This is a genomic window from Bacillus sp. OV166, from assembly GCF_900177675.1.
Lineage (GTDB): Bacteria > Bacillota > Bacilli > Bacillales > Cytobacillaceae > Neobacillus.
This window is the reverse complement of the sequence record NZ_FXWM01000001.1, coordinates 4,426,749-4,450,965: the sequence shown is the minus strand read 5'-3', so window position 1 is coordinate 4,450,965 and position 24,217 is coordinate 4,426,749. Positions and strand designations below refer to the sequence as shown.

Here is a 24,217-nt window from a genome sequence, read left to right as displayed (position 1 = left end):
TTATTACCAACTTTGAAAAAAATATGTTTTTTCAATAATATTGAAGGAATAACAAATATGAAACTAGAACAGAGTGAATAGGTAGATAATTATTATTTTTCTTTTAGAAAGTTGGAGGTTCCCATGCAAGCCTTAATAAGCGAACTTAACCAAATCTGCAGTAAATTTCCTTATAAAGAAAAAGTCGTGATCGTTGATTCTCATTCAATTGGGGAACAAATCAATGAGGCATTTGTTAAGGAAGGACATCAAGCAATTAATCTTAAGTATAAAACAGTAATCGACCTTGCCCAAACTCTTGTTGACTTGAATTCAGAGCAACCGAAAAATAGCTTAGATCATACGGTTGGAGTTCATTTTACTTACAATCTCCTTAAAGAGTTGAAGAACCAGGATAAGCTCCGATACTTTGCAGGAATGGAAATTACGCCAGCCTTAAGTCATGCCATTTTTACATCTATTCAAACAATACGATTAGCTGGCTATACAAGGGACACTCTGAAAATGAATGCATTTATCAATCCAGACAAAGCGAAGGATTTTTATGAGATCCTATCTGAATATGAAAATACCTTAATTTCTGAGCAGTTTACCGACAAGGCCGGATTGTTAAATAAGGCAAATGAAACCGCTCAAATTGATGAAAAGGTAGTATTTATTTTACAATCAGGTCTAACCTTATCGCATTTAGAAGACCAATTCCTGAGAAAGATTATCCATGAGACAGTTTATAAGCTGCCGCTTGCACCCGTATTGGGCGTTAATACTCCTGAGAGAACAAGCCTTAGTTCTGTTCATTGGGGACCCCCGACTACGCTTAGCTATCTCTATCAACAGGAAGAAGCAAGCGTTGAGCCAAACTTAGATGTCTTTACTGCTAAAACAGAAGAAATGGAAGTTAAACAAATTCTAGAAAAGATCAAAAAGGTAAAAGCTCCGCTAGACGAGAGTGTTGTCTATTATTCAAATGCTGATGCATACATAACCCTGTTTTCCCACCTATCCCAAAAGATGGACCTTCCGATTACCTTTGGCGAAGGCCTGCCGGTTTCATTTAGCCGACCGGGCCGGTTTGTTTCGGGGTTAATTGGCTGGATTCAGTCTAATTATAGTGTCACAGCCTTTCTTGATTTGTTGAATGAGGGTTTGATAGTGATGGGTAAAGGTGTTCCTTTTATAGAGGGTGGATTTGTTGAACTTGATGAAGTAGTGATGTCGAATTCAAAACTGACCAGAGTGCTCAGGGATCTTCAAATTGGCTGGTCCCGAGAACGCTATATTAAACTGCTCGGTGATGAATTAGACCGCTTAAGTGATATGGTTCTCGAACATGAAGGAGACCCGTATTATGAGAATCAGGCAAGAGATATGGTTTGGATTTGGGCGTGTTTTCATGAAATCTTTAAGAAACTTCCACCCTTAGAGTCAACCATGAATTATAAAAAATGTTTAACTGGGATCGCTTATCTACTCAAATATAATTGTAAGACAAGGTCAGCACTCGATGAGATGGCAAAATCAACCTTACTTGAAGCCATCAAAACGATTATTCCGTATGCAGATGAATCATTATCAAGTTATGATTTGATTGAAAAGGTGAAGGACCTGCTGTTATCTATTCGTGTTAATCAATCCCGGCCAAAACCAGGTCACCTCCATGTTTCAACTTATAAGAGTGGAATATACAATAGTCGACCAAATGTATTTTTCGTTGGACTTGATAACAAGAAGTTTCCTGGTAACGTAAGTGAAGATCCGCTCTTGCTAGACGTAGAGAGGATTCAATTAGGGAACGGCCTGCGATTACTTCGTGAAAAGGGTCAAGAGAACTTGTATACGCTGTTACAAGTTTTGGCAAATTCAAATGGTCATGTCACGGTCAGTTACTGCCATTTCGATATGAACGAAAACCGAGTCGTTAACCCGGCATTTGTTGTCTTGCAATGTTACCGTTTAATCACAGGCAATATAGATGCCGAATTTAAATCGTTAAAGTCACTGCCGTCATCAATCATCGCTACTGATATTTTTGAAGTTAAAGACTACTGGAATGAAAAGTTAACAAATGATAGATCTCATCTGCTAAATGAAGGGATTCTAACCCATTTTAATAATGTTAAACAGGGAATCGCTGCCGAAACCGCACGAAATACTGGGAAATTCTCTGAGTATGATGGACTGATTCAGATTGATGCCGAATTGTATGACGCACGTCACAATCAGGATAAAAAGCTCAGTGCTGGCAAACTCGAAACACTCGCAAAGTGTCCGTATTCTTATTTTTTAAGAGAAGTTCTAAAAGTTAGGCCCGTAGAGGACTTTTCCTTTGATGCAAACAAATGGATGGATGCGGCTACCCGTGGAAGCCTGCTACATAGTATTTTTGAAAACTTTTATAAAAAATTACAGCAAGATCATGTCAAGCCTTCTTATGAGAAACATTTGGAGCTGATTAAATCGATTGCTCAAAACTTAATGGAACAGCAAAAGGAAGTTCTGCCGCCGCCAAATGAAAGAGTCTATCAACGTGAACGGAGTGACATCTTAGCATGCTGTGAGATTTTTCTAAAAGAAGAAGAGCTTCACAGCGAAAATTACGATCCGCTTCATTTTGAGTATTCCTTTGGGATTGGTGAAAAGGATCCGGCGATTATTACTCTTCCATCAGGTGAAGTAAAAATTTCAGGGATTATTGACCGTGTGGACCAATCCAAGGACGGTAAATATCACATTATCGATTATAAAACGGGGAGCACGTTCGGTTATGCGAAAAATGCAGCCTTCAAAGGCGGTCGACAGCTTCAGCATATGATTTATGCCTTGGCCATCGAACAGCATTTAAACCTTGGCGAGGGTGCAGTCGAGGAGAGCTCCTATTATTTTCCGACCCCAAAAGGATTGGCTCAAAGGTTTACGAGGAAGCAGGACCGTACACTCAGAACCAATGGTATAGATATTTTGGAAAAACTGATTGATACGGTAAAGCATGGTCATTTTGAAATGACTGATGATGTGAATGATTGCAAATTCTGTGATTATAAGCTTGTTTGCCGCCGCCATTTTTATGATAAAGAAAGCCTTGAAATGAAGCAGTCGAATCAAAAGTTAAAGGGGGTTAGAGCATATGACTAAGGAAATTCTCGATCAAGTGGCCCGGGATAAAATTAAATCACAACTTAAGAGGAATTTTTTAGTTGAAGCTGGTGCTGGTTCTGGTAAAACGACAAGCTTAGTCGATCGGATGGTCAACCTCATTTATACAGGGACAGCAGAGATTCAGGAAATTGTTGCAATCACTTTTACACGAAAGGCCGCTGATGAGTTAAAGGTCCGTTTTCAAGCAAAATTAGAGGAAGCGTGGAAAAAAGAACTGGACCTTGATATCGAGTTTCGTTTAGGTGAGGCATTGCAATATATTGAGCGCTGCTTTTTAGGAACGGTCCATGCCTATTGTGCCAAACTGCTCCGAGAGCGTCCGATTGAAGCAAATTTAGATTTAACCTTTAAAGAGCTTGAAGAGTCCGATGATTTAGATATTTTAGAAGAAGCGTGGCAACTTCATTTACAAAATTTAATCAATGAAGAACCGCATCACTTTGAACTCATTGGAGAATTAGGGATATCCGTTGACAACCTATTTCCCTGGTTAAAGAGGCTAAAGGAATATTCCGATGTGGATTGGGTGACGGAAAGTGTCCCGAAACCAGTATTGCAGCCAGAATACCAATCATTTATGCTCCTAATCAAAGAAGCAAAACGATGCGTTCCTGAGGAGGAACCACCGAAGGGGTATGATAGTTTACAAAAAGCGATTTTAACGGCTGTTCAAAAGGAAAAATTCATCAATCCTTCGAAGGAAAAGGACATCATTAGTATTTTTGAATTATTTGATAAGAACTTAAAGCCAACCTATAATCGCTGGCCAGCCAAAGAAGATGCAAAATTTTATGAAGAGAAAATTACAGCAGTTTTTGAAGTATCCATCAAACCGCTTATACAAGCTTGGAAAGAATATTGTCATCCCATTATTATCAATTTTTTACAAGATGCTGTCCAAACCTACAAGCAATTGAAGAAAGAGAGATCACTACTAAACTTTCAAGATTTAATGATCCATACATCAAAGTTGCTTAAAGGTAATCCAGAAGTTCGCACCTATTTCCAAGCGAAATATCGTTATTTACTCGTCGATGAGTTTCAGGATACCGACCCGATTCAGGCGGAGATCATGTTTTATTTAACGAGTGATGACATTAATGAAAAAATCTGGACAAAATGCAAACCGAAAGAAGGCTCACTCTTCGTTGTTGGTGATCCCAAACAAGCTATTTACCGTTTTCGACGCGCCGATATTGATACATACAATCGTGTCAAACAGTTAATCGAGGAGCATGGTGGAGAAGTGCTCCAGCTAACGACAAATTTTCGGACACTTGACTCTGTTACTAAGGAATTAAATAAAGTGTTTGAAAAGCATTTACCTGAAGTGGAATCCGATTACCAAGCCGCCTATCGCCCGTTAATAGCCTTCCATGAGGACCAAGGCGAGGGCTTTACAGGTGTGAAGCGGTTATCTGTTCCTGCCGATTATAAAAAGAAGGAAGAAGTCATATTAATCGATGCTGAAAACATCGCACTGACCATTCAAAATCTCATCGAGCAAGGCCATAATGCCAAGGATTTCATGGTACTGACCAGGTATACCGATGGCGTTGCTTCCTATGCGAAAACGATTGAGGATATGGGGATTCCTGTCAGTATTAGTGGTGAAGTTATTCTTGGTGAAACAAGAGAGTTCCAAGATTTATGGATCCTGTTAAAATCATTCTTGGACCCAACCGATGAAGTTGGTTTCGTTGCTGTGTTACGGGGGATTTTCTTCGGTATCAGTGATCAAGAACTATATCAATGGAAACAAGCTGGTGGAAGATTTTCCATTTACGCCAAGATACCGGCTGAAATTCCGATAGTGCTAAAAGATAAATTTGAAATAACATGGGATAAATTACAGCGATGTCAAAAGCTAATTCGGACGCTGTCGCCAACAGCTGCGATTGAAAAAATCATCGAAGAGGTCGGTTTCTATCCATTACTTTTGAAAAATGGCCGGAATAAACGAACGTATAAAAGTCTGCTTCAAATGCTAGAAGCCCTCCGAAAACAGGAGACGAATGGTAATACAACATATAAACAAGTAATAGAAGCACTGACCGAGCTGATTTTTGAAAAAACAGTGGTTGCAAACCTTGAAGAAGACGCAGATGCGGTTCGGATTATGAATATTCATAAAGCAAAAGGACTAGAGGCACCAATTGTCTTTTTGGCACATCCAGTCAAGTCAGTCAGTCCTGAATCCTTTTTATCACAGCATATTAACCGTGAGGACTATACTTCTAAAGGGTACTTTACGTTTACAGTGAAGAATGGCTATGCGGATAAAGAAATTGCGATTCCACTTGAATGGGATACACATAAGACAGAAGAGTTAATGTACCTTTCCGAAGAAGAGCAACGGATTATTTATGTCGCGGCAACTCGTGCCGAAAAAGCACTAATCATCAGTTCTCACACTGGTAATAAGAAAAACCCTTGGAATATCCTTTTTGAAATGGAAAACATCGAGGAAATAGAAGTACCTGAAATAGAAGTGTTTGAAATTAACTTAGAGCCAAAGGAGCTTACCTTATCCGAATATAAGGCGAAAACCGTGAGTAAAAACGCCTGGCTTGACCAAAGTAAAATGAAGACATTTGAATATTGGTCGCCAACAAAAGACAAAGACTATTCAGAGTTAATCACGATTGAAAGAGAATCGGGTGGTGGAAAGGATTGGGGAACGCTGATTCATGATGTCTTTGAAAAAGCTGTTCAGGGCCATGAACTTTCTAATTATATAAAGGTTGCCTTAAACAAATTTAAGCTTCCTATCGAAAGAGAGGAAGAAGTAAAGTCTTATCTGCAAAACTTGCGAAAATCACTCCTTTGGGATGAGTTAGTGACAGCGGAAGAAGTGCTGACAGAAGTTCCCTTTACGTTAAAAGTTGAAAAGGCCCATACTCTTTATACGTTAATCACTAAAAATCCTGAAGATACCCATCCTTTCTACGTCAAAGGAACGATTGATCTTATCTACAAAAAGAATGGCTCATGGAACATCGTTGATTATAAAACAGACCGAGCAAAACAGGTCGAAGACTACGAAAAGCTTCAAGCATTCTATAGCAGCCAATTAACTTTTTATAAACAGGCTTGGGAGGAATTAACCGAAGAATCCGTAAGCAAAGAAATACTTTACTTCATTGAACCAAATCAATTAAGGGCTCTTTAGGAAAAAAAGAAAATTCCACAGGCTTCAAGCTTGTGGAATTTTCTATAGATAGCTAGATATTAACTAGGCTATTTAACAAGCACTTTGGTATTTTTAAATTCTTCTTCAGCTACTTTTTTGACTCGCTCGCAAAATTGAACAACTATTTTATCACTGGCAAAAAGTAAAAATAACTTGAGAAATGCCTTTAAAGGTCGGTTTGTGCAAGTGTATTTAAAAAGAGTTTTCTGCTCATCGATTGCCGTTAATTCATACAAAGCGGTGATTTCAAACATCTTGGCCAGTGTAAAGCCCACTTTTAATCTCCGATTAACATTAGTATTCACATATTCTAAGGTCTCAACATCATACTCCTCGATTCGCTTACCTTCCCTATATTTTTGACGGTAGATGGTGCCGACACCTTCATTTGTCACTTTTACAGGTTGATGATCAACGACTTGCGGCATAATTTTTTGCATATCCGCTAGTGAGCCATTTAACAATCCCCAAACCTGATCGATGGGAGCATTAATTTCAATTTCCTTCATCCATTCTTTCAACAATCATCACCTCGTGCTATTATTTGATAGTTTTAATCATTATTCTCCATTTTACGAGAAAAATCCTTTACTTTACACTGGGTTAACTTTACTTTCTTTGCAGGTAAAATCAACCAATTTATCATGAGCAACTATGAATAGTTTTCTCTGACCTTGTGTTATTATAAAATTTAACCGAAGAAAATGAGGTGTCAATATGAAAATTGAAGTTTGGTCTGATTATGTATGTCCGTTTTGTTATATTGGGAAACGCCGATTAGAAATGGCGTTAGATCAATTTCCACATAGGGAAAAGGTAGAAGTTGAATTCAAAAGCTTTGAACTTGACCCAAATTCTCCAAAAAATATTGGTCAGAACATCCATGAAGTATTAGCAAAAAAATATGGAATGAGTGTTGAAAAAGCGAAGGAAGCAAATCAAGGGGTGGGGCAGCAGGCAGCCACTGTGGGGTTGAAATTTAATTTTGATGAGATGAAGCCAACAAATACGTTTGATGCTCATCGCTTGGCTAAATTTGCAAAAATACAAGGGAAGGAAGCCGCCGTCTCAGAAATGCTGCTGCATGCCTACTTTACAGAGTCGAAGCATATTGGAGATATTGAAACATTGGCAGACCTAGCTGAAGCGGCAGGATTAAATCGCCAGGAAGTAGTGCAAGTCCTTAATGATAAGGAAGCCTATGCAACTGATGTTCGTCAAGATGAATCTCTTGCACAGCAGTATGGTGTTCGCGGTGTTCCATACTTTGTCATTAATCAAAAATATGCCATTTCTGGTGCACAACCGACGGAAACTTTCATGGGGGCACTACAAAAAGTTTGGGAGGAAGAGTCTCCAACACCAGTGCTGCAGGATCTTTCCACCGAAGACGATGTTAGCTGTGCAGATGGCAGCTGTGCCATTCCTGAAAAAAAGTAGATTTTGACCATAACAAAAGATGGGGAAGGAAACTAAGTTTCCATCCCCTCTCGTTTTTAAACTTATTAGCGTCTGCGGACTCGTAAATTCCACATATTGCCGTCTTTCCAACATCTATTTATTTGAGTATTGCTACGTGAGTTGTACCGCCACCCTGACCATTTACAGCATCTTGAAGTTCTTCTCCTTGAAGTTCTTCTCCTTGAAGTATTTCTCCTTGAAGTATTTCTCCTTGAAGTTCTTCTCCTTGAAGTGTTTCTTCTTGAAGTGTTTCTCCTTGAAGTATTTCTTCTGGATGTATTGCGGTTTCCGGATGTATTACGTCTAGAGGTGTTCCGGCGTGATGTCATCCGCCGCCCGGATGTTCTTCTGCGTGTGGTGCCACGATTTTGACCTGGGTCACGAAACATAAAGTCTCCGAAACCACCCCTTCTTACTTCATCTGCAGCTCTTTGAATATCTTCAGCTGAAAAATCACTCATATTATTTTTGCACCTCCTTTAAGCTTGAAAAGAGAGTACGAAACTATTTGTCCAATTAACTCACTCTTCTCTTATCAAAATACGTATCGTCAGAAACAATGGAATGAGCCAAAAGCCTAAAATAAGAAAAAATGCTATTCAAACGTGACCAGAATCCAATTTCCTTCATACCAATAAAGGAAGGAGGAATTAAAAAATGGACGAGGCTGCAAGAATACCGGAATACAAGCTTTTTATTAGGCCGAATGACCTTCGGGAACTCAGAAGAGACATTTGGATTGATGAACCGATTCCTGCTCAGTTAACGATTGAAGGGAAAAGACTCGAGATTGATGTGGCCTATCGAGGATCACATATCCGCGATTTTCCGAAAAAATCATATCAGGTTTCCTTCTATAAACCCAAAAAATTCAGAGGTTCAAATCATATTCATTTAAACGCAGAATATAAAGATCCTTCAATGATCCGAAATAAACTGTCGTTTGATTTCTTTGCGGAGCTTGGGGTTTTATCACCACTATCGCGCCATATCTTTTTAATCCAAAATGGAAAATCAGAAGGGGTCTATTTGGAAATCGAATCAGTAGATGAGAATTTTTTGAAAAGAAGAAACCTTCCAAACGGAAGCATTTTTTATGCGGTCGATGGTGATGCAAACTTTTCGTTGATGAGCGATTTAGATAAGGAGACCAAAAAATCACTGGAGTTAGGGTATGAAAGAAAGGTGGGGAAACCTGAAGATGACTATTTCTTAAAGGAATTAATATTTAATATCAATACGATTGCGAATAATGAATTCGAGAAGGAAATTCAAAAATTTGTGGATATTGATAAATATCTCCGCTGGATGGCTGTAATTATTTTTACTTCAAATTATGATGGTTTCGTTCATAACTATGCGCTTTACAGGAATGGTGAAACGCGCCTTTTTGAAATCATTCCTTGGGATTATGATGCGACATGGGGCAGGGATGTTAATGGAAAGATTATGGAGCCCGATTATGTACCGATTGATGGGTTCAATACATTAACCGCCCGTATATTAAATGTAGATACCTTTCGACAACAATATCGAATGTTACTTGAAGAAATGATGAAACAGCAATTTACAGTAGAAAATATGATTTCGAAGGTGGAAAAAATGACACAATCGATTCGTCCGTTTGTCAAACAGGATCCATATAAAAAACACGATATAGATATATTTGACCAGGAATTATCGGTAATAACCAAGTATATCGAGGAAAGAAGAAAGTACTTATATAGGAAGTTAGCAATACTAGATTAAAAAAACCACCCGAATACGGATGGTCTAAAGGCTTAGATAATAGTTTCATGAATTAAATTTCTATGACTGATCTCAGTTAGTAATAAATGAATAAAGTCAGTGCAAAGTTCTAGACGGATGGCTTCGTGGTAGGCATCAATTAAAAAAGTATCTTGTAGTAGCTGCAGTGATTTCAAAACTATATCCCTCGTTTTTTAATTTTCTATGACTATTTTAAAATAAATTAAGGCTTTGTGGGGGTAAAGCGATGAAATTACACAAAATCTTCAAACTAAGATAAAAATTTTATTCAATGTGATTTTTTACCTTGCTTCATTGCAAAAATGGTCACCAAACGAAACATTTTCTAAAAAATAAGCGTCTAATCGCTATTGGAAGATAAGGAGTGTGGGAAGGAATGCTGCGGAAGGTAATTATGGTTACAGATAATGAAGAAAGTGTGAAAAATGCGGTAAGAGAAATCTTAAAAGCCAAAAATAAAGGTCATGAATATGCGCTTGATTTAACAAGAATTAAAGATAGGGAACGAAAAACAGCGATTATGAAAAGGTTGACGAGGTTTTAATCAACTAATTTAATAGAAACATAAAATTGTAAACCGGTCACTGTTGAAGAGTTTGTAAAAAAATTAATCCAGCAAATTTGAACATATGCGAAATGCATATGTCAGACTGTCGACAAATCCGAAAAACTTGGGTTTGTCGGCAGTCTTTTTTATGTCTTTGTTAAATTGTTTGTTGATTTGCGCTCCAGGCGCTTCGCTTTCCGCGGGCGTAGCGGGGAGCCTCCTCGGCGCTTAAGCGCCTGCGGGGTCTCCCCTGCTCCGTACTCCCGCAGGAGTCTTCGCGCCTTCCGCTCCAATCAACAAGTTTTAAAATCAATAATGACCTTTAAATCAGTCCTTTGTATAATTAAGATACAGACATATAGATGAGGTGGATGAAATGCTAACTAAAAATACACAGATGAATCGTGATCAAATAGAAATGATAGCTTTAGAACAAGTTGTACCCGCGAACCACTTGGTTCGTAAGATAGAAGCTGCTATTGATTTTTCATCTATCTATTCACTTGTTCAAGATATGTACTCATCTGAACGGGGACGTCCGAGTATTGACCCTGTGGTATTGATAAAGATGGCTTTCATTCAATATACCTTCGGTATTCGCTCTATGCGTCAAACCATTGCAGAAATCGAAACGAATATGGCATATCGTTGGTTTCTCGGCTTTGGTTTTTATGATAAGGTACCTCACTTTTCAACGTTTGGTAAAAACTACGAGCGACGCTTTAAGGATACTGATTTATTTGAACAGATATTCTATCGTATTTTAAAGGAAGCCTCAGAAAAGAAATTGATTAGTAGCGAGCACGTATTTATTGATTCTACACATGTTAAAGCTAGTGCAAATAAGCGTAAATTTGAAAAGAAAGTAGTTCGAAAGGAATCGAAGGTTTATGAAACACGTCTACAAGAAGAGATTAATAAAGACCGGGATGATCACGGAAAAAAGCCATTTCCTCCAGATAAATTTGAAAAAGAAGAATTAAAGGAAATTAAAGAAAGTACCACTGACCCAGAAAGTGGTTATTACGTAAAGGATGAGCGAACGAAACAGTTCGCATATTCATTTCATGCGGCTTCGGATCGAAATGGTTTTGTTTTGGGTGCAATTGTAACCCCGGGGAATATCCATGATAGCGTCATTTTCGAGCCACTACTTGAGAAGGTCATTGAAAAACACGGGAAACCTGAAGCTGTTGCTGCTGATGCTGGATACAAAACACCTGCTATTGCTCAATTCGTAATTGAAAATGATATGACTCCTGCATTACCATATACACGACCTCGTACGAAGGACGGTTATATGAAAAAACATGAGTATATTTATGATGAATACTACGATTGTTATATCTGTCCGCAAGGACAAATACTGAAATATGCAACGACGACGAAGAATGGAAAGCGTCAATACTTCTCTAATCCGTTTGAGTGCCAAAATTGTCCTTTACTTTCAGAATGCACGCAGAGTAAAGAACATAAAAAATTGATTGAGCGACATGTTTGGGAACATTACATAGAAGAAGCCGATCATCTTCGTCACACACAAGAAAATAAAAGCATTTACGCAAGACGTAAAGAAACGATTGAACGGGTCTTTGCGGATGCTAAGGAAAAGCATGGTATGCGTTGGACAACCTTAAGAGGCTTAAAAAAATTGTCCATGCAAGCGATGCTTACTTTTGCTGCCATGAACTTGAAAAAGATGGCCAGCTGGACGTGGAAAGGTCCAGAATTGGCGTAATAATAGTCAAAGGTAGGTCTAAATTTTGCTCTTATGAGCAAAAATCCAATAAAAAGGCATCCGAATGGGCTCATTCGAATGCCTTTTGTCTACAATCTGACATATGCGAAATGCATATGTTTTTTTCCTTTTTTGAAAGCGATAGAATCAGGTGTACAAGCCGAAACAAACGAATATCGCTTAAAATCAGCCCATTTTTTATTTATATTCAGAATGTCCATATCCACTTTGTCTTAATTCCATATAATTACAAGAAAACTATTTTTACAGGAATTGAGGTGCTTTCGTGAGTAAGAATGTGCTTGTGATTGCCGCTCACCCTGATGATGAAATTCTAGGGAGCGGCGGAACCATAAGAAAGTTAATTAATCTTGGCTATAAGGTAATTTCAGTTATTGCTGCTAAAGGACGGAAGGAAGAGGAAGATAACATTCAGCCATTAATGCTGGAGGCAAACAAACACTTAGGAGTAGAAGAGGTGTTATTTTTGGGATTCCCCAATTTATTATTGGAAACCATACCTCTTCACGAAATCAATAAATCTATCGAAGGACTTTTGGATAAGTATGCTCCTTCAAAGATTTTCACGCATCATTATGGTGACACCAACAGAGACCATCAAATTTTGTTTCAGGCAGTGTTAACAGCAGCTCGGCCGTTGCCTGGGAAAGATCCGATTGAAATTCTTTGTTTCGAAACTGTTTCTTCCAGTGAGTGGAGCCAGCACACGAATGATAAAGAATTTAAACCCAATTATTTTGTGGATATAACAGATACCATCGACGACAAGCTCAAATCTCTTCACCATTACGATGTAGAAATGAGACCATTCCCACATCCTCGTTCCTATGATGGAGTAAAATATTTAGCTAGGGTAAGGGGAATGACCGTTGGGGTAGAATATGCGGAAGCTTTTGAAATCATTAGGAGGGTATGGAAGTGAAAGATGAACTACAAAATGACCAATCTTTTCAGCCGACCCTTTTTCCTTACCTAATCTCTGCTATGGATCAATATTATGGGGTCAATAATCCTTATGAAGAAGAATATGAGCTAGAATGGTGGTGGCCAAACGAATCAGCAGAAATACAAAACAAAAAAATGAGGATATTAATCACAACGTTTTGGGAATATCCAGTTATCGGTGGTCTGCAAAACTACATCACTTCACTTAAAACCGGCTTGGAAAATTTAGGACATAGTGTCCATGTTATTGCACCTAACCATTTTCCGGCCGATGAAATGAAGGCATTACGCGATAGCTGTTCAGAGAAATTCACACAATTTTTTAACGATCGGTATGGAAGCTGTAATCGTAAAATACTACACAATATCAGCAAACTATACAGTTTTTATATGATGCTAAAGGATATTGATCTGGCGGAATACGATATTATTCACGCACAAGATCGATATACTGCTAATGTAATAGGAATACTAAACCAATCCTATCAAAAACCTCTTCTTTTCACACCGCATGGATTTATGACCCAAAGCAGATTAAAGTTTAACTTGATGGAAAGAGGATCGGTTGAGGAAATCTATTTTTCGGCCATTGATAAACAATCCATTAAAAATGCCAATCAAGTAATCGTCCTTTGTGATGTCTTTCGCCCAATTCTAATAAATTTAGGCGCAGAGGAAAATAAAATAACCACTGTTTATACTGGGATTGATTTTGGTGGAGGGAAGAATCAGAAGAAAAGTAAAAAAAGCCAACGCAACACGGTAATTACCTGTGTCTCACGCCTGCGCCCCCGCAAAGGACATGGATATTTATTTAAAGCTCTCGCTCTTATTAAAGACAAGCTGAAAAATGTAGAAGTACGGATTGTAGGCGATGGTGAGATGAGAAATACGCTCGAAATGCAGGTTAGTGAGTTGAATTTAAAAAACGTATCTTTTTTAGGTTCCAGAGAAGACATACCTAAATTGTTAAGCGAATCAGACATTTTTGTTCTTCCAACCACAAGTGATACGCTGCCAATCTCATTAATCGAGGCAATGTTTGCCAATCAGGCTATTCTTACGACTAATTGTGGCGGCATTCCGGAAATCATTAAAGATAACTATTCAGGATTGATAGTTGAACCAGCTAACCCAAAGCAACTTGCTGAAAAGTTATCGCTCCTTTTACGAAAAGAATCACTTAGGAGAGAATTAGCGGGCAATGCACAGTCATTTGCGCAACAACATTTAACCTTTAGTAATATGACCCAAAGGATTGAAAAAATCTACCAATCATTTTTATGAAAGGGGGAAAAAAGTATGCAACATGATGTTCCTGCCGTTGTACTCGATCTAAGTGCAACCGGAATAGGTATTGTGCGGAGTTTAGCGAAAAAAGGGATAAAGGTATATGCATTTGATACTAAAGGAAAATATGAAATTGGTAAAACGCGGTTTGCCACCTGTGGAATTTGCCCAAATCCAGTTAGTGAAGGAGCTGCGTTAATTCTATTTCTTACCAGAATGGCCCAAAAGTTTGGCCAAAAGGCAGTCCTGTATGCGGGGTCTGATGACTTTGTACAGTTTATTTCAAAAAACAGATTTGTTCTTTCACACTATTATCGCTTTCTATTACCTAAACACACACTAGTTGAAGCCGTATTAGATAAAAGATTAACGTATGAATTGGCCCTGAAATCAAATGTGCCATGCCCCAAAACCTACGCAATAAATAACGAAGAGCAGTTTGAGCAAATCATCCATCAAATTACCTTTCCTTGCATTTTAAAACCAGTTCATTCTTCTCATTTCCGCTCAAATATCGATCATCGTCTATATAAGAAAGCCATTGTAATAGAACAGCCTTCCCAATTGAGAGAAGAGTACCTTTTTTATCGGCCATTCGGTGAACTAATGGTCCAGGAAGTCATCCCTGGTGACGAGGATTGTATTTATTCCGTCAAGACATTTTTTGATGAACAGATGAATTTAATTGGCATATGGATGAACCAAAAATTACATCAATTCCCCCCTCATTTTGGTTCCACCGCTCTTGCCCTCAGTATTAGGGACGAAGAAGTTATTCAACTCGCTACTACCTTTCTAAAAGATATTCAATTCAAAGGCTTGGCGATTGCCGAATTTAAACGGGACCCAAGAGATGGGAAATTGAAATTTATCGAAATCAATTCAAGAATTGGTTTAACTCAAGCGTTATCGATGGCTTGTGGGGTAAATTTGGCCTACTTGTATTATTTATCCCTTACCGGGCAAAATCCAGCACCAGTGACAGTGCAGAAAGAAGGGGTCAAATGGGTTTACTTTGTCCGTGATTTTCTTTCCTTTCGCCAAAAACAAAAAAATGGGGAAATGAGGTTCTTAGAATGGGTAAAAAGTTTATCTGGAAAAAAGGTGGAGGCTCTTTTTGCTTGGAATGACCCTCTTCCGTTTGTTCGAAGTTTTGTTTCCCATTTGCGAAACTTATGGGGGAGAAAATAAGTGATGGCAGAGGAAGGTGGGAACTTTAGTTTTGAATAATATAGAAGAAATTATTAGCTGTTGGAAGCAATTTGATTGGGAAGAGAAGCTGAAAAATGTCCTTGGTAAAAAAGTAAAGTTAGTGGATGAAAGAATAGAATGCCTCAAAAATACACGGGAAAAGACAAGTATTTGGAAGTTGGTACTAACTGATGGTCGGGAATTCATTCCCATAGTCCTAAAAATATATAAACAACCACTGAAAGAAAATCATAGATTAGAAATCAGTATGTATCAAAAAGCCTATACCATTTATCATGAGTTTATGCCGCGATTATATTGGCTTGAACCGAATGTAAATGGTAATGAAACATGGATGTTCACCGAATGTTTGAAGCCGATACGAGGACAAATAAAATTAACTCCGAAACATTTGGAACGAATTATTCCAACCGTGGCAAAATTTCATGCCCTAACCTTTGATCATCGATTTTTGCAGCATGCGGATCTTTTTGACGTCTCTCTTCCACATTTTGATTCTGAGGAGAAGGTAAAGGAAAGGACTAAAGGAATCAATAAAGCAAAGGAGAACCTGGATCTGGCAATGAAAGATCCAAACTTAAGAGAATTGATGGCACCAAGGTATAAAATGATCAAAAAAATATTAAAAAAAGGGCCTGTGTTTTTTCCTGAAATTACGGAATCTGGACAATGTCTCATCCACGGTGACCTCCATGTCCACAATATTTGCTGTGAAAATGCCAATGATGAGGAGGAGAATTGGAAAGTCTCTTTGATTGATTGGGAGTCTGCGAAGCATTATCCATGCTGGTATGATTTGGTCGTTCTAGTCGAATTATTAATTGATTTTCGCTCAGATTGGCAACAAAGGGAAGAGGAGATTCGAAGTCAATGTGTGCAGGTTTATTGCCAAGAAATGTTGAAATATGGAATAACCTTCAATGAGGATCCACTGAGATTACTAAAAAAGGCGTATTTACAGAGAACTCTAGAAAAAAAGCTTTCTAGTCATTTGCAAAAAGTGCTGGATGGTGGAAAGAGCACACTTCTCAAGAGATACATTGAGAAAATTGAGGTTTGGGGAAAAGAACTCGGGTTATATTAGAGCAGTCTCCAAGATTTAAATAAAACAAAGGGGTTTAAAATTTCGAAATAGAAGGAGATTAAAATGAATGATTTTGAAAAAATAGTAGCCAAGAATAAAGGCGCTGTAACCCTTCAAGATCTGAGCGGTTACACAATGATTGGGAAGGGTGCTGATGGATCCATCTTTCAATTGACACCTAAGAAGTGCGTCAAAATTTTTGTTAATGAAGACACACAAAAAAAGGAATTAAATGCATTGCAATTAGGACAATCGTCACCTATTATTCCTAAATTATATGAATATGGTGAAAACTATATAGTGATGGAGTTTGTAAATGGTTATAATCTTAAGCATTATCTAAAAAGAGAAAAAAATCTTTCAGAGGCAATCGTAGGAAAAATTTTATCGATGCTGGATGAAATGAAAACTGTAGGTTTTACGAGATTAGATATTGAAGTTCGCCACATTTTTTTCAATGAGCTGGGGGAGATAAAAATAATCGACCTCAAGAGGGCATTTAATACAGACAGGGCTGTCCCTGCCAAATTGTTATCTGGATTAAAAAAACTTGGTTATTCAGATGAGTTTTTGCAACATGTGAACAAGCTTAGCCCATCCAAATATAAGGAATGGAAAAACCTAGGGAATGAATAAGGTGGCACTTGAAAAGGTTTGGTAGAGGTTCCAAGAAGGCGGTGGTTAAATGATCCACTGCCTTTTAAAATTGATTATCTATTGATGGATCAACTAATGAACTATAATCAATTCCTTCTATTATTTCAGCTAGAATTATAATTAATTATTTTTGGCAAAATGGAAAACATTACACATTGAACCCTATTGTCTACCATGATAAGATAGTACTCGTTGACAGCAAAAACGAGTGGTTAATAAATACTCCATGCGGTGCTGTTAATTGAAGTTGAATTGGAAAAAACTTTACATTGAACTTATAGTAACTTACATGTTATTATAGGAAAGTTCTCTTCGGACGAGTTAAACATTGAGTGTTAAAAATTAGTGTTGACTTAAATAGAGAAATAATAGTATAATAGTTTTTGTCGCTTCTTTGGAAAGTGAATTTGTTCTTTGAAAACTAAACAAACAAAATCGTGCAAACAAACAAAAACTTTTAGTTTCAATTAAGAAACTAAGCCAACGTAACAAAATGAGCTAATCAACTTTCTTGGAGAGTTTGATCCTGGCTCAGGACGAACGCTGGCGGCGTGCCTAATACATGCAAGTCGAGCGAATCAATAGGAGCTTGCTCCTGTTGATTAGCGGCGGACGGGTGAGTAACACGTGGGCAACCTGCCTGTAAGACTGGGATAACACCGGGAAACCGGTGCTAATACCGGATAATCCTTTTCCTCTCATGAGGAAAAGCTGAAAGTCGGTTTCGGCTGACACTTACAGATGGGCCCGCGGCGCATTAGCTAGTTGGTGAGGTAACGGCTCACCAAGGCGACGATGCGTAGCCGACCTGAGAGGGTGATCGGCCACACTGGGACTGAGACACGGCCCAGACTCCTACGGGAGGCAGCAGTAGGGAATCTTCCACAATGGACGAAAGTCTGATGGAGCAACGCCGCGTGAGCGATGAAGGCCTTCGGGTCGTAAAGCTCTGTTGTTAGGGAAGAACAAGTACCGGAGTAACTGCCGGTACCTTGACGGTACCTAACCAGAAAGCCACGGCTAACTACGTGCCAGCAGCCGCGGTAATACGTAGGTGGCAAGCGTTGTCCGGAATTATTGGGCGTAAAGCGCGCGCAGGCGGTCCTTTAAGTCTGATGTGAAAGCCCACGGCTCAACCGTGGAGGGTCATTGGAAACTGGGGGACTTGAGTGCAGAAGAGGAAAGCGGAATTCCACGTGTAGCGGTGAAATGCGTAGAGATGTGGAGGAACACCAGTGGCGAAGGCGGCTTTCTGGTCTGTAACTGACGCTGAGGCGCGAAAGCGTGGGGAGCAAACAGGATTAGATACCCTGGTAGTCCACGCCGTAAACGATGAGTGCTAAGTGTTAGGGGGTTTCCGCCCCTTAGTGCTGCAGCTAACGCATTAAGCACTCCGCCTGGGGAGTACGGCCGCAAGGCTGAAACTCAAAGGAATTGACGGGGGCCCGCACAAGCGGTGGAGCATGTGGTTTAATTCGAAGCAACGCGAAGAACCTTACCAGGTCTTGACATCCTCTGACACTCCTAGAGATAGGATTTTCCCCTTCGGGGGACAGAGTGACAGGTGGTGCATGGTTGTCGTCAGCTCGTGTCGTGAGATGTTGGGTTAAGTCCCGCAACGAGCGCAACCCTTGATCTTAGTTGCCAGCATTCAGTTGGGCACTCTAAGGTGACTGCCGGTGACAAACCGGAGGAAGGTGGGGATGACGTCAAATCATCATGCCCCTTATGACCTGGGCTACACACGTGCTACAATGGATGGTACAAAGGGCTGCAAGACCGCGAGGTTTAGCCAATCCCATAAAACCATTCTCAGTTCGGATTGCAGGCTGCAACTCGCCTGCATGAAGCCGGAATCGCTAGTAATCGCGGATCAGCATGCCGCGGTGAATACGTTCCCGGGCCTTGTACACACCGCCCGTCACACCACGAGAGTTTGTAACACCCGAAGTCGGTGGGGTAACCGTAAGGAGCCAGCCGCCTAAGGTGGGACAGATGATTGGGGTGAAGTCGTAACAAGGTAGCCGTATCGGAAGGTGCGGCTGGATCACCTCCTTTCTAAGGATAAAGCTGGACCTGTGAGCCAGACAAAACAGTTTGTTTGATACACGTATTTTGTTTGTTTAGTTTTGAGAGTGCAATTCTCTCAAAGCTTTTTTTAATCGTTCTTTGAAAACTAGATAATCGTAATGAAGAAGTCAATGTAAGAACCGAGTCAATAGGAAAAATGAAGTTCAATTTTTCCCTGCCATTTTAGTTTTCTCTCTTATATAAGTAAGAGAATAACCTTTTAGGTTAAGTTAGAAAGGGCGCACGGTGAATGCCTTGGCACTAGGAGCCGATGAAGGACGGGACTAACACCGATATGCTTCGGGGAGCTGTAAGTAAGCTTTGATCCGGAGATTTCCGAATGGGGGAACCCACTGTTCGTAATGGAACAGTATCTTTACCTGAATACATAGGGTATGGAAGGCATACCCGGGGAACTGAAACATCTAAGTACCCGGAGGAAGAGAAAGCAAACGCGATTCCCTGAGTAGCGGCGAGCGAAACGGGACATAGCCCAAACCAAGAGGCTTGCCTCTTGGGGTTGTAGGACACTCAACATGGAGTTACAAAGGAACGAGGTAGATGAAGCGACCTGGAAAGGTCCGTCATAGAAGGTAAAAACCCTGTAGTCGAAACTTCGTTCCCTCCTGAGTGGATCCTGAGTACGGCCGGACACGAGAAATCCGGTCGGAAGCAGGGAGGACCATCTCCCAAGGCTAAATACTCCCTAGTGACCGATAGTGAACCAGTACCGTGAGGGAAAGGTGAAAAGCACCCCGGAAGGGGAGTGAAATAGTTCCTGAAACCGTGTGCCTACAAGTAGTTAGAGCCCGTTAATGGGTGATAGCGTGCCTTTTGTAGAATGAACCGGCGAGTTACGATCCCATGCAAGGTTAAGTTGAAGAGACGGAGCCGCAGCGAAAGCGAGTCTGAATAGGGCGTATGAGTATGTGGTCGTAGACCCGAAACCAGGTGATCTACCCATGTCCAGGGTGAAGTCCAGGTAACACTGGATGGAGGCCCGAACCCACGCACGTTGAAAAGTGCGGGGATGAGGTGTGGGTAGCGGAGAAATTCCAATCGAACTTGGAGATAGCTGGTTCTCTCCGAAATAGCTTTAGGGCTAGCCTCACGTAGTAAGAGTCTTGGAGGTAGAGCACTGTTTGGACTAGGGGCCCTCATCGGGTTACCGAATTCAGACAAACTCCGAATGCCAAAGACTTATCCGTGGGAGTCAGACTGCGAGTGATAAGATCCGTAGTCAAAAGGGAAACAGCCCAGACCACCAGCTAAGGTCCCAAAGTATACGTTAAGTGGAAAAGGATGTGGAGTTGTTTAGACAACCAGGATGTTGGCTTAGAAGCAGCCACCATTTAAAGAGTGCGTAATAGCTCACTGGTCGAATGACTCTGCGCCGAAAATGTACCGGGGCTAAACGTATCACCGAAGCTGTGGACTGACATCTTAGATGTCAGTGGTAGGAGAGCGTTCTAAGGGCGTTGAAGCTAGACCGTAAGGACTGGTGGAGCGCTTAGAAGTGAGAATGCCGGTATGAGTAGCGAAAGATGAGTGAGAATCTCATCCACCGAATGCCTAAGGTTTCCTGAGGAAGGCTCGTCCGCTCAGGGTTAGTCGGGACCTAAGCCGAGGCCGAAAGGCGTAGGCGATGGACAACAGGTTGATATTCCTGTACCACCTCTTTATCGTTTGAGCAATGGGGGGACGCAGGAGGATAGGGTAAGCGCGCTGTTGGATATGCGCGTCTAAGCAGTTAGGCTGAGAAGTAGGCAAATCCGCTTCTCGCATAAGGCTGAGCTGTGATAGCGAGGGAAATTTAGTACCGAAGTTCCTGATTCCACACTGCCAAGAAAAGCCTCTAGCGAGATAAAAGGTGCCCGTACCGCAAACCGACACAGGTAGGCGAGGAGAGAATCCTAAGGTGAGCGAGAGAACTCTCGTTAAGGAACTCGGCAAAATGACCCCGTAACTTCGGGAGAAGGGGTGCTTTTTGAGGTGAATAGCCTCGAAGAGCCGCAGTGAATAGGCCCAGGCGACTGTTTAGCAAAAACACAGGTCTCTGCGAAGCCGCAAGGCGAAGTATAGGGGCTGACGCCTGCCCGGTGCTGGAAGGTTAAGAGGAGGGGTTAGCTCACGCGAAGCTCTGAATCGAAGCCCCAGTAAACGGCGGCCGTAACTATAACGGTCCTAAGGTAGCGAAATTCCTTGTCGGGTAAGTTCCGACCCGCACGAAAGGCGTAACGATCTGGGCACTGTCTCAACGAGAGACTCGGTGAAATTATAGTACCTGTGAAGATGCAGGTTACCCGCGACAGGACGGAAAGACCCCGTGGAGCTTTACTGTAGCCTGATATTGAATTTTGGTACAGCTTGTACAGGATAGGTAGGAGCCTGAGAAGCCGGAGCGCTAGCTTCGGTGGAGGCGTCGGTGGGATACTACCCTGGCTGTATTGAAATTCTAACCCGCACCCCTGATCGGGGTGGGAGACAGTGTCAGGTGGGCAGTTTGACTGGGGCGGTCGCCTCCTAAAGAGTAACGGAGGCGCCCAAAGGTTCCCTCAGAATGGTTGGAAATCATTCGCAGAGTGTAAAGGCACAAGGGAGCTTGACTGCGAGACCTACAAGTCGAGCAGGGACGAAAGTCGGGCTTAGTGATCCGGTGGTTCCGCATGGAAGGGCCATCGCTCAACGGATAAAAGCTACCCCGGGGATAACAGGCTTATCTCCCCCAAGAGTCCACATCGACGGGGAGGTTTGGCACCTCGATGTCGGCTCATCGCATCCTGGGGCTGTAGTCGGTCCCAAGGGTTGGGCTGTTCGCCCATTAAAGCGGTACGCGAGCTGGGTTCAGAACGTCGTGAGACAGTTCGGTCCCTATCCGTCGTGGGCGCAGGAAATTTGAGAGGAGCTGTCCTTAGTACGAGAGGACCGGGATGGACGCACCGCTGGTGTACCAGTTGTTCTGCCAAGGGCATCGCTGGGTAGCTATGTGCGGACGGGATAAGTGCTGAAAGCATCTAAGCATGAAGCCCCCCTCAAGATGAGATTTCCCATAGCGCAAGCTAGTAAGAACCCTGAAAGATGATCAGGTTGATAGGTCAGAGGTGGAAGCGTGGTAACATGTGGAGCTGACTGATACTAATCGTTCGAGGACTTAACCATATTTTTAAGGCAGCTCGTTTTTACAAACTTCTTCTGCATTATCTAGTTTTGAGGGAATGATACCTCAACAAAATAGTCTGGCAGCAATGGCGAGAAGGTCACACCCGTTCCCATACCGAACACGGAAGTTAAGCTTCTCAGCGCCGATGGTAGTTGGGACACGCGTCCCTGTGAGAGTAGGACGTTGCCAGGCAAACGAAGGATAACCATTTAAGGTTGTCCTTTTTAATTGGTTTTAAATATACAAAAAAGGGCAATGATCTCAAAAATCATTGCCCTTTTCCACACCAGAACTATCGAAGGCTACCGTTTCAATCTTCTTAATACCTTATCTTCAAAATCAGCCTTATTTATATCCAATCCCATAACTTCATTTCTAAAAGTCTTAAAACGTCCATTTTCTACTTCCAGTGTGAAATATCCTCTTTCACTTAAAAGGTTAATGTCCCCAATAATATTTTTCCTGAGTGCAGGATCAAATAAATTTACTAAGTTAGGGTTACTTGGATGAGGTTTGAACACGCATCCTTGTTCCACACATGTTCTTATTATATTTTGGACCTTAGGATGGGCAATACTTTCAATTTTTTTGTTTACTTCGGTACTATACATATTCAATCGTCTCCTTTCCCGTCTTAAAACGATATGCAAATGACTAAACTAATATGCTTACCTAAAATAGCAATATATTAGTCTATGCTTATATTAGAAGGATATATGCTTTTTCATGTTAAAATAGATAAACGCTTGTATTAGATTCTACTTTGGTATGAAGTCAAATTCATAAATTGTACAAAGTCTGTTGGTTAATCTTATTGAAATTTATGATTAATGCGAGGGATGACAAGAAATGAGGTATTGGTATGATTCACATTGTAAATGGGGATGTAGTGGGTAGTAAGCTAGGAAATCTTCCTGGAGATGTTCTAGTTTGGCGGGAAATGTATGATTATGGTCCATTATCCGAAGATATTTCGGCGGAAAATTGGATCCATCGCAGGGCTCGTTTTTTTGAAGAAAAATTGGCTATTCCTGCTGAGTTATTTAATCGGAATTGTAAGGATCAAAATCGATTCCTTGATGAAATCCCTAGAGAGAAAGACATTGTACTCTGGTTTGAGCACGATCGGTTTGATCAAACGATGTTAATGTATTTGCTAAACGAACTATCAAAAAAAGAGTGTATGAACCTATGGTTGGTGACTATTGATGAGTACGAAGGGGTAGAACCTTTTTATGGGCTTGGTCAATTATCATCTCAGCAATTGGAAGGACTTTATTATCAAAAGAAACAACTAGTAACAGATGAACAAATAATAGAAGCTATTACTGGCTGGAAAGCTTATACATCTAAGAATCCGATAGATATTGAAAAATGGATGGCTTCATCAAAAGAAAAATTACCTTTTTTAAAACAAGCATTTCAATCACACTTAAGCTACTTTCCCTCCGTGCATACAGGCCTAAATAAAGTAGAAACCTTAGTTTTAAACTATCTTGATAATAATCCATGCTCGTTTGGAGAATTATTTCAATCGATAAGTATGCAAAGAATTAATGATGGGATAAGTGATCTTTATTTTGCTGCCATGCTAAACGAGCTGATGCATGGACCCTATCCATTGTTGGAATGTGATTATCCATTACCCAACTATCCAAATCCGGAACCCAATGCAAAGCTAAGGTTAACTTCCCATGGTTTAGATGTTTTAACTGAACAAAAAGTTCATTGTGAATTTGTGGAACGTGATTGGTGGATTGGGGGGGTATTTCAAAAAGAGAATAAATGGCTTTGGGATGGGAACAAACTTATTAAAAAGGGTGATTAAAAGTAGTGGGGGGACTGACCCTTTCTAGTTATTAACAAAGAGCGAGGCCCACGGCCACGCTCTTTGTGTGTTTATTTTTAAAAGA

The 24,217-nt window shown here is 40.6% G+C and carries 16 protein-coding genes and 3 rRNA genes; 15 read left to right on the top strand and 4 right to left on the bottom strand.

The window, feature by feature from the left end:
- Positions 1 to 123 precede the first annotated feature (123 nt).
- Both CCK98_RS21750 and CCK98_RS21745 read left to right on the top strand, forming a co-directional pair.
- Positions 124 to 3,132: a PD-(D/E)XK nuclease family protein gene (locus CCK98_RS21750; protein ID WP_088088494.1), complete on the top strand. Its 3,009-nt coding sequence runs from the start codon at positions 124 to 126 to the stop codon at positions 3,130 to 3,132.
- On the top strand, positions 3,125 to 6,328 hold the full coding sequence (locus CCK98_RS21745; protein ID WP_088088493.1) for an exodeoxyribonuclease V subunit beta: 3,204 nt from the start codon (positions 3,125 to 3,127) through the stop codon (positions 6,326 to 6,328). The genes CCK98_RS21750 and CCK98_RS21745 overlap by 8 nt, the downstream gene beginning before the upstream one ends.
- A gap of 68 nt (positions 6,329 to 6,396) precedes the next feature.
- Here CCK98_RS21745 and CCK98_RS21740 read toward each other — a convergent pair whose 3' ends face one another.
- Complete coding sequence (locus CCK98_RS21740) at positions 6,397 to 6,870, bottom strand: SRPBCC family protein (protein ID WP_088088492.1); 474 nt, start codon at positions 6,868 to 6,870, stop codon at positions 6,397 to 6,399.
- 196 nt (positions 6,871 to 7,066) lie between these two features.
- Between CCK98_RS21740 and CCK98_RS21735 the strand changes: the two genes are divergently transcribed.
- Positions 7,067 to 7,789 (top strand): DsbA family oxidoreductase, encoded by a 723-nt coding sequence (locus CCK98_RS21735; RefSeq protein WP_088088491.1) that lies wholly within the window; start codon positions 7,067 to 7,069, stop codon positions 7,787 to 7,789.
- Positions 7,790 to 7,854: 65 nt separating this feature from the next.
- Here CCK98_RS21735 and CCK98_RS37105 read toward each other — a convergent pair whose 3' ends face one another.
- Entirely contained in the window at positions 7,855 to 8,271 is a 417-nt protein-coding gene (locus tag CCK98_RS37105; protein WP_088088490.1) for a CotG/ExsB N-terminal domain-containing protein, read from the bottom strand.
- Positions 8,272 to 8,467: 196 nt separating this feature from the next.
- Between CCK98_RS37105 and CCK98_RS21725 the strand changes: the two genes are divergently transcribed.
- Entirely contained in the window at positions 8,468 to 9,559 is a 1,092-nt protein-coding gene (locus tag CCK98_RS21725) for a CotH kinase family protein (RefSeq protein WP_088088489.1), read from the top strand.
- A gap of 32 nt (positions 9,560 to 9,591) precedes the next feature.
- Here CCK98_RS21725 and sda read toward each other — a convergent pair whose 3' ends face one another.
- Positions 9,592 to 9,735 (bottom strand): sporulation histidine kinase inhibitor Sda, encoded by a 144-nt coding sequence (sda, locus tag CCK98_RS21720; RefSeq protein WP_251027004.1) that lies wholly within the window; start codon positions 9,733 to 9,735, stop codon positions 9,592 to 9,594.
- 221 nt (positions 9,736 to 9,956) lie between these two features.
- Between sda and CCK98_RS35575 the strand changes: the two genes are divergently transcribed.
- The 10 genes from CCK98_RS35575 to rrf all read left to right on the top strand — a co-directional run bounded on the left by CCK98_RS35575 (position 9,957) and on the right by rrf (position 22,496).
- On the top strand, positions 9,957 to 10,124 hold the full coding sequence (locus CCK98_RS35575) for a hypothetical protein (protein ID WP_168244660.1): 168 nt from the start codon (positions 9,957 to 9,959) through the stop codon (positions 10,122 to 10,124).
- 379 nt (positions 10,125 to 10,503) lie between these two features.
- Positions 10,504 to 11,865, top strand: coding sequence for an IS1182 family transposase (locus CCK98_RS21715; protein ID WP_088088487.1), 1,362 nt, complete (start codon positions 10,504 to 10,506; stop codon positions 11,863 to 11,865).
- A gap of 286 nt (positions 11,866 to 12,151) precedes the next feature.
- Complete coding sequence (locus CCK98_RS21710; protein ID WP_088088486.1) at positions 12,152 to 12,808, top strand: PIG-L deacetylase family protein; 657 nt, start codon at positions 12,152 to 12,154, stop codon at positions 12,806 to 12,808.
- On the top strand, positions 12,805 to 14,118 hold the full coding sequence (locus CCK98_RS21705; RefSeq protein WP_179195895.1) for a glycosyltransferase family 4 protein: 1,314 nt from the start codon (positions 12,805 to 12,807) through the stop codon (positions 14,116 to 14,118). Before CCK98_RS21710 ends, CCK98_RS21705 begins: the two co-directional genes overlap by 4 nt.
- A 15-nt stretch (positions 14,119 to 14,133) precedes the next feature.
- Positions 14,134 to 15,312 (top strand): ATP-grasp domain-containing protein, encoded by a 1,179-nt coding sequence (locus CCK98_RS21700; protein WP_088088484.1) that lies wholly within the window; start codon positions 14,134 to 14,136, stop codon positions 15,310 to 15,312.
- Positions 15,313 to 15,343: 31 nt separating this feature from the next.
- On the top strand, positions 15,344 to 16,417 hold the full coding sequence (locus CCK98_RS21695) for a phosphotransferase (RefSeq protein ID WP_179195894.1): 1,074 nt from the start codon (positions 15,344 to 15,346) through the stop codon (positions 16,415 to 16,417).
- 63 nt (positions 16,418 to 16,480) lie between these two features.
- Positions 16,481 to 17,053: an RIO1 family regulatory kinase/ATPase gene (locus CCK98_RS21690; protein ID WP_088088482.1), complete on the top strand. Its 573-nt coding sequence runs from the start codon at positions 16,481 to 16,483 to the stop codon at positions 17,051 to 17,053.
- Between the two features lie 529 nt (positions 17,054 to 17,582).
- Positions 17,583 to 19,132, top strand: a 16S ribosomal RNA gene (locus CCK98_RS21685).
- A gap of 235 nt (positions 19,133 to 19,367) precedes the next feature.
- Positions 19,368 to 22,303: ribosomal RNA gene (locus tag CCK98_RS21680) — 23S ribosomal RNA — on the top strand.
- A gap of 76 nt (positions 22,304 to 22,379) precedes the next feature.
- Positions 22,380 to 22,496: ribosomal RNA gene (gene rrf, locus CCK98_RS21675) — 5S ribosomal RNA — on the top strand.
- Together the 16S, 23S and 5S rRNA genes form the textbook arrangement of a ribosomal RNA operon.
- Positions 22,497 to 22,606: 110 nt before the next feature.
- Here the strand turns inward: rrf and CCK98_RS21670 are convergent.
- Positions 22,607 to 22,915, bottom strand: coding sequence for a hypothetical protein (locus CCK98_RS21670; RefSeq protein ID WP_088088481.1), 309 nt, complete (start codon positions 22,913 to 22,915; stop codon positions 22,607 to 22,609).
- A 251-nt stretch (positions 22,916 to 23,166) separates the two neighbouring features.
- Between CCK98_RS21670 and CCK98_RS21665 the strand changes: the two genes are divergently transcribed.
- A complete protein-coding gene (locus CCK98_RS21665; RefSeq protein WP_088088480.1) occupies positions 23,167 to 24,132 on the top strand; it encodes a DUF1835 domain-containing protein in 966 nt (321 codons plus the stop codon).
- Positions 24,133 to 24,217 lie beyond the last annotated feature (85 nt).